This is a genomic window from Mesorhizobium sp. L2C084A000, assembly GCF_000502875.1.
In the GTDB taxonomy this organism is placed as follows: Bacteria; Pseudomonadota; Alphaproteobacteria; order Rhizobiales; family Rhizobiaceae; genus Mesorhizobium.
Map to the genome: position 1 here is coordinate 68,153 of NZ_AYWX01000016.1, position 15,067 is coordinate 83,219.

Annotated in this window: 16 protein-coding genes; 11 read left to right on the plus strand and 5 right to left on the minus strand. The window is 62.9% G+C overall.

The features are described from left to right. The first annotated feature begins 70 nt into the window (after positions 1 to 70). The 3 genes from X735_RS139925 to X735_RS139915 are packed head-to-tail and all read left to right on the plus strand — an operon-like array spanning position 71 to position 2,234. The gene (locus X735_RS139925; protein ID WP_023813565.1) at positions 71 to 946 is read left to right on the plus strand and encodes an alpha/beta hydrolase; all 876 of its coding nucleotides are present in this window, start codon (positions 71 to 73) and stop codon (positions 944 to 946) included. Positions 947 to 1,004: 58 nt separating this feature from the next. Next, a complete protein-coding gene (locus tag X735_RS139920) occupies positions 1,005 to 1,331 on the plus strand; it encodes a hypothetical protein (RefSeq protein ID WP_023813566.1) in 327 nt (108 codons plus the stop codon). Between the two features lie 12 nt (positions 1,332 to 1,343). Then, entirely contained in the window at positions 1,344 to 2,234 is an 891-nt protein-coding gene (locus tag X735_RS139915) for an EamA family transporter (protein ID WP_023813567.1), read from the plus strand. A gap of 72 nt (positions 2,235 to 2,306) precedes the next feature. Here the strand turns inward: X735_RS139915 and mutL are convergent, their stop codons facing one another. Both mutL and X735_RS139905 read right to left on the minus strand, forming a co-directional pair. Further along, positions 2,307 to 4,181 carry a DNA mismatch repair endonuclease MutL gene (gene mutL, locus X735_RS139910; protein ID WP_023813568.1) on the minus strand — a complete coding sequence of 625 codons (1,875 nt, stop codon included), beginning with the start codon at positions 4,179 to 4,181 and terminating at the stop codon, positions 2,307 to 2,309. A 275-nt stretch (positions 4,182 to 4,456) separates the two neighbouring features. Beyond that, positions 4,457 to 5,284 carry a LysR substrate-binding domain-containing protein gene (locus tag X735_RS139905; protein WP_023813569.1) on the minus strand — a complete coding sequence of 276 codons (828 nt, stop codon included), beginning with the start codon at positions 5,282 to 5,284 and terminating at the stop codon, positions 4,457 to 4,459. 90 nt (positions 5,285 to 5,374) lie between these two features. Here X735_RS139905 and X735_RS139900 point away from each other — a divergent pair, with 90 nt between their 5' ends. From X735_RS139900 to X735_RS139885, 4 genes are all read left to right on the plus strand, one after another. Beyond that, complete coding sequence (locus X735_RS139900; protein WP_013532332.1) at positions 5,375 to 6,925, plus strand: trimethylamine methyltransferase family protein; 1,551 nt, start codon at positions 5,375 to 5,377, stop codon at positions 6,923 to 6,925. Between the two features lie 41 nt (positions 6,926 to 6,966). Then, positions 6,967 to 8,616, plus strand: coding sequence for an ABC transporter substrate-binding protein (locus tag X735_RS139895; RefSeq protein ID WP_023813570.1), 1,650 nt, complete (start codon positions 6,967 to 6,969; stop codon positions 8,614 to 8,616). Positions 8,617 to 8,712: 96 nt separating this feature from the next. Then, positions 8,713 to 9,192, plus strand: coding sequence for a DUF3828 domain-containing protein (locus X735_RS139890; protein WP_023813571.1), 480 nt, complete (start codon positions 8,713 to 8,715; stop codon positions 9,190 to 9,192). Between the two features lie 4 nt (positions 9,193 to 9,196). After that, complete coding sequence (locus X735_RS139885; protein WP_023813572.1) at positions 9,197 to 9,796, plus strand: hypothetical protein; 600 nt, start codon at positions 9,197 to 9,199, stop codon at positions 9,794 to 9,796. 9 nt (positions 9,797 to 9,805) lie between these two features. On the opposite strand, the gene queF is transcribed toward X735_RS139885, so the two are convergent. Beyond that, positions 9,806 to 10,267 (minus strand): preQ(1) synthase, encoded by a 462-nt coding sequence (gene queF, locus X735_RS139880; RefSeq protein ID WP_010915503.1) that lies wholly within the window; start codon positions 10,265 to 10,267, stop codon positions 9,806 to 9,808. A 101-nt stretch (positions 10,268 to 10,368) separates the two neighbouring features. On the opposite strand from queF, the gene X735_RS139875 reads away from it, so the two are divergent. Next, positions 10,369 to 12,414, plus strand: coding sequence for an NADH:flavin oxidoreductase (locus X735_RS139875; RefSeq protein ID WP_023813573.1), 2,046 nt, complete (start codon positions 10,369 to 10,371; stop codon positions 12,412 to 12,414). A 144-nt stretch (positions 12,415 to 12,558) separates the two neighbouring features. Here the strand turns inward: X735_RS139875 and X735_RS139870 are convergent, their stop codons facing one another. Next, complete coding sequence (locus X735_RS139870) at positions 12,559 to 12,966, minus strand: hypothetical protein (RefSeq protein ID WP_023813574.1); 408 nt, start codon at positions 12,964 to 12,966, stop codon at positions 12,559 to 12,561. Between the two features lie 115 nt (positions 12,967 to 13,081). Between X735_RS139870 and X735_RS139865 the strand changes: the two genes are divergently transcribed. From X735_RS139865 to X735_RS139855, 3 genes are all read left to right on the plus strand, one after another. After that, positions 13,082 to 13,507: a MarR family winged helix-turn-helix transcriptional regulator gene (locus X735_RS139865; RefSeq protein WP_023813575.1), complete on the plus strand. Its 426-nt coding sequence runs from the start codon at positions 13,082 to 13,084 to the stop codon at positions 13,505 to 13,507. A gap of 77 nt (positions 13,508 to 13,584) precedes the next feature. Beyond that, entirely contained in the window at positions 13,585 to 13,827 is a 243-nt protein-coding gene (locus X735_RS139860; RefSeq protein WP_023813576.1) for a type II toxin-antitoxin system Phd/YefM family antitoxin, read from the plus strand. Positions 13,828 to 13,835: 8 nt separating this feature from the next. After that, positions 13,836 to 14,285: a type II toxin-antitoxin system VapC family toxin gene (locus X735_RS139855; protein WP_023813577.1), complete on the plus strand. Its 450-nt coding sequence runs from the start codon at positions 13,836 to 13,838 to the stop codon at positions 14,283 to 14,285. Here X735_RS139855 and X735_RS139850 read toward each other — a convergent pair. Then, the gene (locus X735_RS139850) at positions 14,273 to 15,013 is read right to left on the minus strand and encodes a polysaccharide deacetylase family protein (protein ID WP_023813578.1); all 741 of its coding nucleotides are present in this window, start codon (positions 15,011 to 15,013) and stop codon (positions 14,273 to 14,275) included. The two genes, X735_RS139855 and X735_RS139850, sit on opposite strands and share 13 nt — an antisense overlap. Between the last annotated feature and the right edge of the window lie 54 nt (positions 15,014 to 15,067).

The window sequence follows — 15,067 nt, forward strand, 5'->3', positions numbered from 1 at the left end:
CCGTTTCCCTCATTCGGAACGATCCCTCGGTCAAAGGCGTTTAGCCGGTGTTTATTCGACGGAGGTCCGAATGCCGGGTGCAACGACGCACCGACGCATGCAACTGGATGATCTATCCATTTTTTATCGCGAGGCAGGGCCGCCAGAAGCACCTGTCTTGCTGTTGCCGCACGGCTATCCCTGCTCTTCGTTCCAATTCCGCCGACTGATGCCGGCGCTCGCCGACCGCTGGCGAACGATTGCATTCGACTGGCCGGGCTTCGGATACAGTGGCACACCAGATCCGGCCGCCTTTGGCTATGATTTCGACGCCTATTCCGACGTGCTTTCCAAACTTGCCGGTGAATTCGGTCTCGAACGCTACGCCTTGTGGCTGCATGATTATGGCTCGCAGATAGGACTCCGGCATGCGATCTCGCATCCGGAGCGGATCAGCGCCCTGATCATCCAGAACGGCGACATCTACGAGGACGTGCTTGGCCCCAAATACGCCACGATCAAGGCTTGGTGGACCGACAAGACGCCCGACAGGCACCGTCCGCTCGAGGCCGCCGTGAGCGAGGATGGGTTCCGGGCCGAGTTCATCGGGGAAGTGGCTGACGACGTTGCCACGCGCGTGCCGCCCGATCTCTGGAGCCTTCACTGGCCATTGATGAACACGCCGGTTCGCCAGCAGATCGCCGTCGGTCTGATGGAGAAGCTGGAAGCCAATCTGACCTGGTTTCCGCGCTACCAGGCTTATTTGCGTGAATACCACCCGCCCACGCTGATCCTTTGGGGGCCAGAGGACGGCTATATGCCCGCGGCGTCGGCACGGGCCTATCATCGCGATCTGCCCGATGCGGAACTGCATCTGATCGAAGGGGCGGGTCACTGGCTGCTCGAGACACATTTCGACGACGCGATGCCGCTGGTCCGCGAGTTCCTGGCTCGTGTTCACGCCTGATCCCACCCGGCGTTGCTTGCTGCGCTCAGTTGCTGTCCCCTGTCTGAAGGAGAACCTCATGCCGACCAAACCGACCATCGCGCGCATCTGGCGCGGTCGCACCCGCCGCGACGTCGCCGACGCCTATGAGCCATACCTGCGTGCCGAGGGTATTCCGCCCCTCGAGAAGACGGCGCTTGGCGTCCAATTGCTGCGCGAAGACCGCGATGCCGAGACGTGGTTCACAACCATCTCGTATTGGGCCGACATGCAAGCGATGACGGCCTTTACCAGAGGCGAACCGACCAAAGTCCATCATCTGGACCGCGATGCCGAGTTCCTGATCGAGCTGCCGGAGCGGATCGACATCCACCGGATACTTGTCGATCGTCAGGGACTGCGCTGAGCGGCGAATCTGGTGGTTCGCAATCTCGCCTTCTTCGCGGTGATGTCGCTGATCTGGGGGCTGACCTGGGCGGCGATCAAGCTCGGTCTCAATGACGTGCCTCCGCTACTGCTGGCGGCGGCGCGCTATTTGCTGACCGCCGCGCTTCTGGCAACAGCGGTGCGTGGAGCCGGCGCGGCATTCGCCCACGGGCGAACGGGGCGAACGGTGGTCTCGGCATTGCTGGTCAATACCGGCACCTACGGTCTGCTTTTCTGGGGAATGCAGCACGTGCCCTCGGGATTGTCGGGGCTGGTCAACCTGGCGCTGATCCCGATCCTGCTGTTCGCGATTGCCGCATTCACCGGCGAGGAGCGACCGACCTGGCGCCACGCTTCCGCGCTCGCTATCGGCAGCATTGGGCTGGTTGGGCTGTTCTGGACGCGGCTTGGCGCGGGAAGCGGTTCGAGCGGCATCGGGCTCGCTGCGATCGTCGTTGCGACCGCTTGTTATTGCTTCGGCAGCGTGGTTTCGCGCCCGCTGGTGGGCGCGGTCAAACCACTGGCGCTGACAATGGTCCAGGCTGCGATCGGCGGTGTTGCACTGCTTGCGCTGTCGCTCGTGCTGGAGCCGATCTCGGGTGAGACGCTCGAGGCGCTGCACACGCCGGCCGCCATCGGCAGTCTGCTGTTCCTGTCGCTGTTTGGCACGATCGTCGCCTATACGCTCTATCTCGTGCTGATGCGTGATTGGGGCACCGTCCGTGCCGGGCTCTACGCCTTCGTTTCGCCGATCGTCGCTTTAGCGGCCGGAGCCTGGCTCTTCGGCGAGGCGGTCGGCTGGGCTGAAATCGCCGGTGCGATCCTCCTGCTGGCGGCGGCTGCGATCGCGCTGCTCGGGCCGCCAGGCGAAAATCGCGGGTGACCGCATTGTCGGCCGATCTCCTTGGCTTGCCGGTCTCAAGTGGTGAAGCGATGGCCCGCAATCCGTCCGCAGCTATCGCCGCCCGAAAAGCCGTTCGATATCCGCCAGCTTAAGTTCGATGTAGGTCGGGCGACCGTGATTGCAGGTGCCCGAGCCGGGCGTCGCCTCCATCTGCCGCAGCAGGGCATTCATCTCCTCGGCCTTGAGCAGGCGGCCGGAGCGCACAGAGCCGTGGCAGGCCATGGTCGCGGCTATTTTGTCCAGCCGCTCCTTCAGCGTGTCGACCGTGTCGTTGTCGGCGATCTCGTCGGCGAGGTCGCGCACCAATTGCCCGACATTGGTCTCGCCCAGCATCGACGGCGTCTCGCGCACCGCGACGGCGCCGGGGCCGAAGCGCTCGATGCCGAGACCGAAGCGGGCCAGCGTTTCCGAATGCAGCGCAAGCCGCTCGGCATCCTCCTCCGGCAGGTCGATGATCTCGGGCAGAAGCAGCATCTGCGAGGGCACCGGGCGCGAGTGCAGCGCATTCTTCAGCGCCTCGTAGACCAGCCGTTCATGCGCCGCATGCTGGTCGACGATGATGAGCGAATCCCTGGTCTGGGCGACGATGTAGTTCTCATGCACCTGGGCGCGCGCCGCGCCCAGCACCGCGCCGAGCAGCGTCTCGGCCGCTTCATCCTGCCCTGCGCGTGCATCGGCGCTATGCTGCGGACCGGCATCGAAAGCCGCTTGCTCGTTTTCATGCAAGCCGCGCTGCTGGAAGCCCGCACCCTCGAAACCCATATCGAGCGGCCGCTGCGACGACCGGGCGGGATCGAAGCCGGACGGACCCGAGGCGCGGTAGGCCGCGTCGTAGCTGCGGTGGCCGTTTGCCGCTCCACCGTGGCCGTAGGATGCGGCCCCTGGCCGGAACGCCGCCATCATGCCGGCGGCCCCCGTGGTGGCGGCGCGGACGCCGGCATCGTCCAGTGCCTGTCGGATTGCCCCGACGATCAGTCCGCGCACAAGGCCGGGATCGCGGAAGCGCACATCGGCCTTGGCTGGATGAACATTGACGTCGACGATGGCCGGGTCGAGCGTCAGGAACAGCACCGTCACCGCATGGCGGTCGCGCGGCAGGACGTCGGCGTAGGCACCGCGTATGGCGCCGGCGATCAGTTTGTCGCGCACCGGGCGGCCGTTCACATAGGCATATTGCTGCAGCGCGTTGGCGCGGGTGAAGGACGGGATCGACACGTAGCCGGTCAGATGCACGCCTTCGCGCATCGCGTCGAGGGCAATAGAATTGTCCGGAAAGTCGGCGCCCATCACCTGGGCGACACGGCGCAGGCTGCCTTCCGCGCTGTCATCCGCCGCCGGCAATTCCAGCGTCGAGCGGTCCGAGCCGGCCAGCGTGAAGCGCACGGCGGGGAAGGCGATGGCGATGCGCTTGACCACATCGCTGGTGGCCGAGCTTTCGGCGCGCTCGCCCTTCATGAACTTTAATCGGGCCGGCGTTGCGAAGAACAGGTCGCGCACCTCGACCGTGGTGCCGCGATTGGCCGCCGCCGGCCTGACAGGCAGGACGCGGCCACCCTCGATGCCGATCTCGGCGGCGCTGTCACTTGCTGCCGTGCGCGAGCGGATCGAAAGTCGCGACACCGAGCCGATCGACGGCAGCGCTTCGCCGCGGAAGCCCAGCGAGCGGATGTCGTTGATATCCTTGGTGAGCTTGGAGGTGCAATGACGTGCGATCGCCAGCGTCAGCTCCCGTTCGGGAATGCCGGAACCGTCATCGGTGACGCGGATCAGGTTCAGCCCGCCGCCGGCTGTGACGATCTCGACGCGCGAAGCACCGGCGTCGAGCGCATTCTCGACCAGTTCCTTGACCACGCTTGCGGGACGCTCGATGACTTCGCCGGCGGCGATCTGGTTGATCATCGTTTCGGAAAGCTGGCGGATGGGCATGGCGCCACTATAGGCGGATTCGACGCCGATGAGGAAGCATTCGATGTCGGCGGAATAGCGATGATGCTGGCGGGACAGCACCCCCCTCTGGCCTGCCGGCCATCTCCCCCGCAAGGAGGGAGATCGGATGTCGCCACGGCTTTCGCCAATCTGCAGCGCTGCAGGAAGGGTGGCGAGGCTGGAACTGCCAATCTCCCCACTTGCGGGGAGATCTCCGGCAGGACAGAGGGGGGTGCTGTCCCGCCGACTTCCAAGGGACTGGGAGGCACTGCCCCTCATGCCTGAGCGGCCAGCCAGTCGCGCACCTTGCGGGCGTTGTCGCTGAGTTCCCGGTTCTTCGGCCAGACGACATAGAACGCCTTGCCGGTCTTCAGCACATGATCCGTCACCGGCACCAGCAAGCCCGACGCCAGCAACCGCTCGGCGAGATGCCGCCAGCCGAGCGCGATGCCTTGGCCTTCCATGACGCCCTGAATCACCAGGCCGTAGTCATTGATGCGCAGGCCGCGCGCGGTATCGCTGAGATTGGCGCCCGCCGACTGGAACCATTCGTCCCAGCTGGCCGCCTCGCGATACGGCTCCTCCAAATGGATGAGGCGGTGCGTGGCCAGTTCGGCAGCGAATTTGGGCAGGCCGAACTTTGCCGCATAGCTGGTGCCGGCGACGGGAAATATCTCCTCGTCAGCCAGCGGCAACGAGTGATAGTCCGGCCAGTCCCGCGGCGCGCCGCCGCGCACGCCGAGCGGAATGCCTTCGGCGATGATGTCGAGGTCGCGGTCGGCGGTCTGGATACGCAGGTCGATGCCCGGCAGTTCGTCGCGGAACTGCTGCAGCCGCGGCATCATCCAGAACGAACCGAACGCGGTCGAGGCGGCCAGCGTGACATGACCGCCGGTCGCCTGCAGGCGTAGATCCTCCGCCGATTTGCGGATATGCGAAAGCCCAAGCGAGACATCGGCATGGAAGCGCTCGCCGGCCTCGGTCAGGAGAACCTGGCGGTGGCGGCGCTGGAACAGCTTGGCGCCAAGCTGCTCTTCCAGCCCNGCCGCCTCGAAGACGATCAGGCTGCCGGCCGAGGGCAGGAGGTGGCGCAGGCTTCGCATAAGCTGAGCTTATACAAGAGATCAGGATTTTCCAGCGTCACATCACCATTTTGTCGCGCTAGGCTCCTTCATGAGTGGAATGGAGTTGCCATGAACGCACCGGCCCCTGAAGTGACCGAACATGCCAACCGCCGCAGTGGCGGCCGCCTGGGGCGCAAGGCGCTGCGCGGAGCCCCCGTAACGTCGTTCCCGACCCTGGTCCGCCAGATCCCCGTCTACCAGATGGTCCCCGATGAGGCGGTCGAGCTGATCCACGAGGAGTCGCTCCTGATCCTCGAAGAGGTGGGATGCGAATTCCGCGACGACGAGGCTATCGCGCTGTGGAAGGCGGCGGGCGCGGATGTCTCGGAAACTCGTGTGCGGATCGACCGGGCCCTGCTGATGGAGCTGGTATCGAAGGTCCCGTCGGAGTTCACGCTCAATGCGAGGAATCCGCAGCGTACGGTGCGGGTGGGCGGCAACAATACCATCTTCGTGCCGATGTATGGCGCGCCTTATGTTCGCGATCTCGACAACAACAGGCGCTACGGCACGCTGGCCGACCTCAACAATTTCCACAAGCTCGCCTACATGGCGCCGGCGCTGCATTCATCGAGTTCGGTCATTTGCGAGCCGATGGAAATCGCGGTACCGAAGCGTCACCTCCACATCATCCATTCCGCGCTTAAGCATTCCGACAAGCCGTTCATGGGCATCGTCACGTCCAAGGAGCGGGCGGAAGACACGATGGCGATGGCAGGCATCGTGTTCGGCGAGGATTACGTCCGCGACAATCCGGTCCTGGTGTCGATCACCAACTGCAATTCGCCGCTGGTGTGGGACGCCACCATGCTGGACGCGATGAAGGTCTATGCGCGAAGCAACCAGCCGCTGATCCTCGCACCCTTCGCACTGTGCGGCGCCTCGACTTCGGCGTCCGCCGTGGGCGCGGTTGCGCAGGTCAATGCGGAAGCGCTGGCGGGCGTCGCCTTCACGCAACTGCTGCGCCCAGGGTCGCCGCAGATCTACGGGCAGTTCATGGTCACGGTGGACATGAAGACCGGCGCTCCGATGGGCGGCACGCCCGAGGCGGCGCAGATGATGTATCTGATGGGAGCCTTGGCGCGGAAATACCGGCTGCCGTGGCGCACGTCCGGCTTTCATGTCGGGTCGAAGCTCAACGACGCCCAGGCGGGTTACGAGGCGAACATGCTGATGCATGCCGCCATCCTCGCCGGCGCCAACTACATCTGGCACTCCGCGGGATGGCTCGAGGCCGGCCTGACCTGCGGCTATTCGAAATTCGCCACCGACTGCGAACAGCTCATCGGCTGGTACAAATATGCCGGCGGTCTGCCGTTCGACGATTTCAAGGAAGCCATGGCGGCCATCCGCGAGGTGGGACCGCAGGGCCATTTCCTCGGCACCCAGCATACGCTCGAACATTTCGAATCCGCCTTCTTCATGCCCTCGATCATGGACTTCAATTCGTTCGAACAGTGGAAGGCGGAAGGGGCGAAGGACCACGACACGCGCGGCCGCGAGAAGGCGCGCAACATGCTGGCGGATTACGAGGAGCCGAAGCTCGATGAAGGCATCGCCGATGGCCTGATGGATTTCATCGCGCGGCGCGAGGAGAGGCTGCCGGACAGCGTCAGTTGACGCGAAGAACCAAGATCAAGGGAACCAGACGGGAGGAAAAAATGGCATTCTTCAGAAGCAGTGGCGATCGCGTGCCGAGCGCTATCGAGGCAATGGCGGTCGAAGCACGCGCGGGTCGTGTCGACCGGCGCGAGTTCCTGGCGCTGGCAAGCGCCTTCGGCGCATCGACGGCGCTTGCCTATGGCATGATCGGTCTTGCCGTGCCGGATCGGGCCTTGGCCGAAGAGCCGAAGAAAGGCGGAACGCTGCGCGTCTCGATGTCGGTGAAGGGACAGAAGGATCCGCGCACTTACGACTGGGTGGAACTGGCGAACATTTCGCGTTGCTGGCTGGAGCCGCTTGTCCGCTATACCAGGCAGTTCACCTTCGAGCCGGTTCTGCTCGAAAGCTGGGATATCAATGACGACGCCACCGAATATGTGCTGCATGTGCGCAAGGGCATCACATGGAACAACGGCGATGCCTTCAACGCCGATGACGTCGCTCACAATCTGACGCGCTGGTGCGAGAAGAATGTCGCCGGCAATTCCATGGCCGCCCGTGTCGGCGCGCTGATCGACACAAAGACCGGCAAGGCCAGGGATGGTGCGATCACCAAGGTCGACGACAACACGGTCAAGCTGAAGCTAAGCGAACCAGACATTTCACTGATCCCGAATTTCACCGACTATCCGGCGCTCGTCGTCCATCGCAGCTTCGATGCCGATGGTGCCGATCCGATCAAGAAGCCGATCGGCACGGGACCGTTCGAACTGGTCTCCTACGATGTCGGCCAGAAGGCGGTCGTCAAGCGTCGTGAGAATGGCAAATGGTGGGGTGGTGAAGCGCCGCTCGACAGCGTCGAGTTCATCGACTACGGCACCGATTTCAACGCCACCGTTAACGCGTTCGAATCGGGTGAGATCGACCTCAATTTCGAGTCGCCCGCCGACTTCATCGACATTCTCGACAAGATGGATCTGGTGAAATCGGAGGTGGCGACGGCGACGACGCTGGTTGCGCGCACCAACATTACCCACAAGCCCTATGACGACAAGCGGGTGCGCAACGCCCTGCAAATGGCCGTCGACAACAATGCGGTCCTCCAACTTGGTTACGCCGGGCGAGGCACCCCTGGTGAAAACCACCACGTTGCCCCGATCCATCCGGAATACTATCCGCTGCCCAAGAAGACACGCGACGCCGCCGGCGCCAAGAAGCTGATGGCGGAAGCCGGACAGGCTGACTTCGAGCATGAGCTGATCACCATCGAGGACGATTGGCAGAAGAATACCGGCGACGCCATTGCCGGCCAGCTGCGCGATGCCGGGATCAAGGTGAAGCGCACGGTGCTGCCGGGTTCGACCTTCTGGAACGACTGGACGAAATATCCCTATTCGATGACGATCTGGTACATGCGCCCGCTTGGCGTCCAGGTGCTGGCGCTCGGCTATCGCACCGGCGAGGCCTGGAATGAATCGGCATATTCCAACCCCGATTTCGACGCCAAGCTCAAGCAGGCGCTATCGCTCATCGACGTGGAGAAACGACGCGAGGTCATGAAGGATGTCGAGCAGATCCTGCAGGATTCGGGCGTCATTATTCAGCCGTTCTGGCAGAAGCTCTACAGCCACCAGAACAAGAAGGTGAAGAACTATGGTGTCCACCAGACATTCGAGATGGACCTTCAGAACGTCTGGCTGGACGGCTGAAACAAGGCGCTGCAGGACTTCATGAGCCGCAAAAAAGCCGATATGCAGGATACGTGGTATTGATAGGCTCAAGCCATCAAAAGCCGGAGATTCTGCATGAGACTGACAGTGCTCGTTGCCGCCCTTTCGATAGCCCTGCCGGCCGCCGCCGTCGCCGGACCGGCGTCCGATGCGGTGAAGTTCTTCTATGTCCCGGCGGTCAAGTTCGAGGCCGACGAACAATATCGGGACCGGTTCACCGAACCGGTGACGAAACTGTTCGAGTTGAACGACCAGGCAACGAAGAAGAACCCGGACCAGGTCGCCTGCATCGATTTCGATCCTGGTCTCGACGCCCAGGATTTCGATCAGAAAACCGTCTCGAAAACGCTGAAACTGTCTGAGAAGCTGGATGGCGATAACGCACAGGTCACGGTATCCTTCAGCCTGTTCTCCGAGGGCGATGATTCCAAACGTGAAATGCTCTGGTCGCTCAAGAAGATCGACGGCAAGTGGAAGATATCGGACATCGCTTCCAAGACCAGCGACTGGACGCTCAGTGCGCTGGAATGCATGGCCGGCCAGACGCCGGAGTGAAGCGATGGCCCATCGCCGGTTGCTGGCCCTGTCGGGTGTGTGTCTGCTGGCGGCTCTGAGCGGCGCCGCCGCGCAAGGCCTGTTGGGTGCGCCGCCGGCTGACGCCGCGCCGGGCGACAGCGGGGCTCCGCCCGCAAATGCACCCGGAACCGGAGTGGAACCGGCAACGCCGCCTGTTGGATGGTCGCCAGCCGAAGCCGCGCCGGCCGCACCGATCCAGCCGGGCTCGCCGACCGCTGTGGTGCGGCCGTTTTACGATCAGGTCGGGCTGGAGATCGATCCAGCCGAGCGAAGCCATTTCATCGACCCGGCCAAAACCGTGCTCGACAAGAGCGACGCCTTGCGCAAATCCGGGCAGGGCGAGTGCCTCGACCCCAACATGGCGCTCGATAATGCCGATTACGACAAGGCCGAGATCGACAAGAGCCTGAAGACGCTCGAGGCGATCAACGGCGACCAGGCCAAGGTCATCGTCGCCTTCGTCATATCGGGCAACCCGCACCGGCTGGAATGGAAATTCAAGAGGGTCGACGGCGACTGGAAGATATCGGACCTGCTGTCGGTGACCGGCGAATGGGCACTCAGCCAATATCAGTGCGAATGATGGGCGAGCTCAACCCCGCCCGCGATAGGGCGCCACCCCGGTGTCGGGCAGCCAGGCGCCTTCGGGCGGAGCGCCCGTTTGCCAGAACACATCGATCGGAATGCCGCCGCGTGGATACCAATAGCCGCCTATGCGCAACCACAGCGGCTTGGTTGCCGCCACGATGCGGCGGCCGATCATGACGGTGCAGTCTTCATGGAAGGCGCCATGGTTGCGAAACGAGGTCATGAACAGCTTGAGCGACTTCGATTCCACCAGAGCCGCATCGGGTGCGTAGTCGATGACGATATGGGCGAAGTCCGGCTGGCCGGTGACGGGGCACAGCGAGGTGAATTCCGGACAGGTGAAGCGCACGATCGCCGGCGGTCCGTCACCACGCGAAAACGGTACGGTCTCCAGGACCGCTGCTTCGGGGCTTTGTGGCGTCTCGACGTGCGCGCCGAGCTGGGTGAGAGTTTTGGTGTCGATCATGGGCGCAATCCTTGTCGCATGCGCCCGGAGTGCGTGCGGGACGACATGCTTGAAAACGAATTTTGCCGCTCATTAGCACAATTTGAAACCGCAGGAAGACGATGACCAGCAACGATCCGCTTCTCCAGCCCTACCAGCTCAAACATTTGACGCTGAAGAACCGGGTCATGTCGACCAGCCATGAGCCGGCCTATTCCGAGGACGGCATGCCGAAACAGCGCTACCGGCTCTACCATGCAGAGAAGGCCAAGGGCGGCATGGCGCTGACCATGACCGCCGGCTCGGCGATCGTCTCGCGCGACAGCCCGGCCGCCTTCGGCAATCTGCATGTCTATGACGACAGGATCGTGCCGTGGCTGGCCGAGCTCGCCGACGCCTGCCACGAGCACGACTGCAAGGTGATGATCCAGATCACCCATCTCGGCCGCCGTACCGGCTGGAACAAGGCCGACTGGCTGCCGGTGCTCTCGGCCTCGCCGGTGCGTGAGCCGGCGCATCGCGCATTCCCGAAGACGATCGAGGACTGGGACATCGAGCGCATCGTCGCCGACTATGCTTCAGCCGCCCAGCGCTGCGAGGCCGCCGGCCTCGACGGCATCGAGTTCGAATCCTACGGCCATCTGATGGACGGCTTCTGGTCGCCGGCCACCAATCATCGCGACGACGAATTCGGCGGCTCGCTGGACAATCGCCTGCGCTTCACCAACATGGTGCTCGATGCCGTGCGGGCAGCTGTCGGCGACAAATTCGTCGTCGGCATCCGCATGGTCGCCGACGAAGATTTCGAAAAAGGCCTGTCGAAGGCGGAGGGGATCGAAATCGCCAGGCGGCTGGCGGGCTCCGGCAAGGTCGATTTCCTCAACATCATTCGTGGCTCGATCGAGAGCGATGCGGCGCTGACCAAGGTCATCCCGGTAACCGGCATGCGCTCTTCGCCGCATCTTGATTTCGCCGGAGAGGTGAGGGCGGCGACGAAATTCCCGACCTTCCACGCGGCGCGCATATCCGACGTGGCCACCGCACGCCACGCCATCGCCACCGGCAAGCTCGACATGGTCGGCATGACCCGCGCCCATATCGCCGATCCGCACATCATCAAAAAGGTGATGGAGGGGCGCGAGCATGAGATCCGCCCGTGCGTGGGCGCCACCTATTGTCTCGACCGCATCTATGAGGGCGGCGAAGCGCTTTGCGTCCACAATGCCGCGACCGGCCGCGAGGCCGAAATCCCGCATATCATCGTCAAGACCGAAGGACCGAAGCAGAAAATCGTGGTCGTCGGAGCCGGCGCCGGCGGGCTGGAGGTTGCGCGGGTCGCGGCCGAGCGCGGCCACAAGGTGATGGTGCTTGAAGCATCGAGCCAGGCCGGCGGCCAGGTGCGATTGGCGACGCAGAACCCGCGCCGCAAGGAACTGATCGGTATCATCGACTGGCGGCTGGCTGAACTCGACCGGCTCGGCGTCGAGATCCGCTACGACACTTGGGCGGAAAAAGACGATGTCCTGGCGCTGTCGCCCGATGTGGTGGTGGTCGCTACCGGCGGCCTGCCGCAGAACCCGCCGCTGACGGCCGGCGACAACCTTGTCACCTCGAGTTGGGACATCATGGCCAGCAGCGTCAAGCCGGCCGAAAATGTGCTGCTCTATGACGACAATGGCGGCCATCAGGGCATGGGCGCCGCCGAACTGATCGCCAATGCCGGCTCGAAACTCGAGCTTGTATCGCCGGAGCGTTTCTTTGCCCCGGAAATGGGCGGCATGAACCATGTGCCCTATATCAGGGCCTTTCAGGAAAAGGGCGTCACCATCACCATCAACACGCGGCTGCGTTCGGTGCGGCGCGAGGGCAATCAACTGATCGCAGAGCTGGCTTCGGATTTCGCCGATGGCTGGCGCGGCGAGCGCAGGGTCGACCAGGTGGTGGTCGAGCACGGTACGCTGCCGCTCGATGATCTCTACCTATCGCTAAAGCCTCTGTCGAAGAATGGCGGTGCGGTCGACTACGAACGGCTGGTGAGTGGTGGCGACATCTTTCCCAAGCGCAATCCAGAAGGCGGCTTCGTGCTGTTCCGCATCGGCGACGCGGTCGCCTCGCGCAACATCCACGCCGCCATCTATGACGGCATCAGGTTCGGCTTGCGTATCTGAAATTAGCTATTGCGAGGATCGGTGGCGCGCGGTCGGACCTGCGTACGAGAGCCCGTATACTTCGGTCTGGCCGCGCGCCCGCACGTCATTGGCTCGTCGCCAGACAACGTACGATTCTGTGAGCTTGTGCTGCGTGGGCGGCGCTCAAAACATTCTGGCCGTGGCCATGCACAGCACGGTCAGCACCAGCAGCCCCCCTGCGATGCGCTCGCCTCTTGTCATCTTCGCACGCAACTGGCTTTCCGTTGCCGCATCGGCACCGGCAAGCTGCCTGCTGGCTGAGCCCACCAGCGCGCCTTGCACGCCGGCGGCGATCAGGGCCGTCACGATGCCCAGCGCCAGCACCTTCTCCATCGAGCCGAAAACGCCCTCGTGAAAGAAATACCAGAGCAGTATGCCGGTCAGGAAAACCAGACTGGCAGCGCCCATTTGCGGCCGGAAGAACCGTTCCGCCCGGATGTCCGGGTCACGGCCGACCGCGATCGTCGTACCCGCCCAGAATACACCTGCCATGACATGAAGGCCGATAACGACGATGTAGACATATTGCATAACCGGATTTCCTCTTTAGCCCGCCATCTCTCGGTAATTAGATATCAAATGGTTAGATGTCAATGTATAAGTCGCGCCAGTTCCATCCGTGCATGACACCGTCTAGTGTCCTGCAATGACACCCTTCGAACGCCCGCCAGTCGGCATGAATCTCGGACGAACCGCCAAGCTGGTTGCCCAGGCCTTCGACGCTGCCCTGGTCGAGGCCGGTGGCACGCTGCCGGTCTGGCTCACGCTGCTGTCGGTCAAGTCGAGCAAGCTTGCCAATCAGCGTGAACTCGCCGGCATGATCGGCATCCAAGGCGCGACGTTGACCCACCATCTCAACGCGATGGAGGCGCAGGGCCTGCTGACGCGCCGCCGTGATCCCATCAACCGCCGGGTTCATCTGGTCGAACTGACCGCGGCCGGAGAAGCGATGTTCGAGACATTGCGTAAGGCCGCGCTTTCCTTTGACAAGCGGCTGCGGGTCGGACTGTCCGACGAGCGGCTGGCGGAGTTCGCGCAGGTGCTGGCCGTGTTGCGGGCGAATGTGGGATGATCTTGGTGGGATCGACAGGCCTTGTTTGATCCGAGTTGCTCTGCTATATGACCACTCTAGTCATTTTGGAGCAAGCTATGCGCGAGATTCAGTTGAAGGATGCCAAGGCAACACTTTCAGCGGTGGTCGATCAAGCCGTCGCCGGGACGCCTGCCGTCATCACCCGTCACGGGCGCAAGCAGGCTGTCATTCTGTCTTTCGAAGACTATGAAAGGCTTTCGCGCGTGCCAAGTTTTGGACAATTGTTGGCGGCCTTCCCTGGTGACCTTGGCGATATTCCGCCTCGTTCCCGCAAACCGGCTCGCAAGGTTGCGTTGTAACGCGGTCGATGTTTCTGCTGGATACCAATATCATCTCGGCAATGGCGCCGTCCAAGAAAGCGGATCGGCATGCATTGGCGACTTGGCTCGACCAGGCGAGCAACCATCTGTTCCTGTCCGTTGTCACCGCATCCGAAGTTGCCGCTGGAATAGCGAAGGCCGAACGTGAGGGTGCGACAACAAAGGCGAACTCGCTGCGCGGCTGGTGGCAAGCGGTTCAGCACCTTTATGGAGAAAGAGTGCTTCCCTTCGATTTGCGCGCCGCGCATGCTGCGGGACTAATCCTGGATCGGGCGAGGGCGCACCGGCCTGGATTTGAAGACATAGCGATTGCTGCCACAGCCGAGGTCCATGGTTTAACGATACTGACGGACAACGAGCGTCATTTCGCGCCACTTGGTGTGCCAATGCTCAATCCGCTGAAGAGCTTGCCGTCTTTGCCGGCTCAGTCGTCGTAGCCCTGGATTGTCCCAAAAGTGTAATGGCGCAGCTTCAGCGCGGCGATCAAATTGGTCAGCTTCGTCTTGCCGTCGAACGCGTTCTGGAACATCTCGTCATGCATCAGCAGGATCAGCTTGCCGGGTTTGACGAAGCGGCCATAGCCGAACAGGTGATCGATCTCGCTGACCAGATGATCGACGCTCTGCACCGGCTCGCCATTGTCCTTGTGGACCCATTCATGGTCCCAGCCGTAGAGATAGAAGCCTGAGGCCGCGACAAACTCGTAATCGGGCTCTTCACGCCCCTCCTGGGCGAGGCCAAGCGAAGTGTCGTTCTTCGACATGGAGGGCAGCCTGAACACGTCGCGCCCCGGCAGTCTTGCATGCACCACGGGCTTCAAGCCGAGCACCGCATTCGCCCTTACCATGTCGGCGACGACACCCTCGGTGTTGCCGTAGAAATGCCGGTAGTGATTGTAGGCATGGCTGTAGCTGTGGTTGCCGAGCGTCACCAGGGGAAGCTGCCTGGCGCGCTGGACGAGCGCTCTGTTGGCGGCGCTCGCCTGCGCATGCATGCCGACCATGAACATTGTCGCCGGAACCTGTTCGGCTTCCAGCACATCGAGGATGTTGCTTGTGCCGTTCAGCGGCCCATCGTCGAAGGTAAGATAGATTATGCGATCGGCCCCTTGGGCGGGGACCGCAAAAATCAAAAGCGCCGCCAGGACAAACCGAAACGGTGTCATCGGCCCCGATACCCGGTTGCGATCCGACAAAGCCGCCATCTTCACACACGGTTG

Coding starts and splice junctions, on each gene's coding strand:
- X735_RS139925 (WP_023813565.1), top strand. CDS start 71: ATGCCGGGTGCAACGACGCACCGACGCATGCAACTGGATGATCTATCC.
- X735_RS139920 (WP_023813566.1), top strand. CDS start 1,005: ATGCCGACCAAACCGACCATCGCGCGCATCTGGCGCGGTCGCACCCGC.
- mutL (WP_023813568.1), bottom strand. CDS start 4,181: ATGCCCATCCGCCAGCTTTCCGAAACGATGATCAACCAGATCGCCGCC.
- X735_RS139900 (WP_013532332.1), top strand. CDS start 5,375: ATGAACGCACCGGCCCCTGAAGTGACCGAACATGCCAACCGCCGCAGT.
- X735_RS139895 (WP_023813570.1), top strand. CDS start 6,967: ATGGCATTCTTCAGAAGCAGTGGCGATCGCGTGCCGAGCGCTATCGAG.
- X735_RS139890 (WP_023813571.1), top strand. CDS start 8,713: ATGAGACTGACAGTGCTCGTTGCCGCCCTTTCGATAGCCCTGCCGGCC.
- X735_RS139885 (WP_023813572.1), top strand. CDS start 9,197: ATGGCCCATCGCCGGTTGCTGGCCCTGTCGGGTGTGTGTCTGCTGGCG.
- queF (WP_010915503.1), bottom strand. CDS start 10,267: ATGATCGACACCAAAACTCTCACCCAGCTCGGCGCGCACGTCGAGACG.
- X735_RS139875 (WP_023813573.1), top strand. CDS start 10,369: ATGACCAGCAACGATCCGCTTCTCCAGCCCTACCAGCTCAAACATTTG.
- X735_RS139870 (WP_023813574.1), bottom strand. CDS start 12,966: ATGCAATATGTCTACATCGTCGTTATCGGCCTTCATGTCATGGCAGGT.
- X735_RS139865 (WP_023813575.1), top strand. CDS start 13,082: ATGACACCCTTCGAACGCCCGCCAGTCGGCATGAATCTCGGACGAACC.
- X735_RS139860 (WP_023813576.1), top strand. CDS start 13,585: ATGCGCGAGATTCAGTTGAAGGATGCCAAGGCAACACTTTCAGCGGTG.
- X735_RS139855 (WP_023813577.1), top strand. CDS start 13,836: ATGTTTCTGCTGGATACCAATATCATCTCGGCAATGGCGCCGTCCAAG.
- X735_RS139850 (WP_023813578.1), bottom strand. CDS start 15,013: ATGACACCGTTTCGGTTTGTCCTGGCGGCGCTTTTGATTTTTGCGGTC.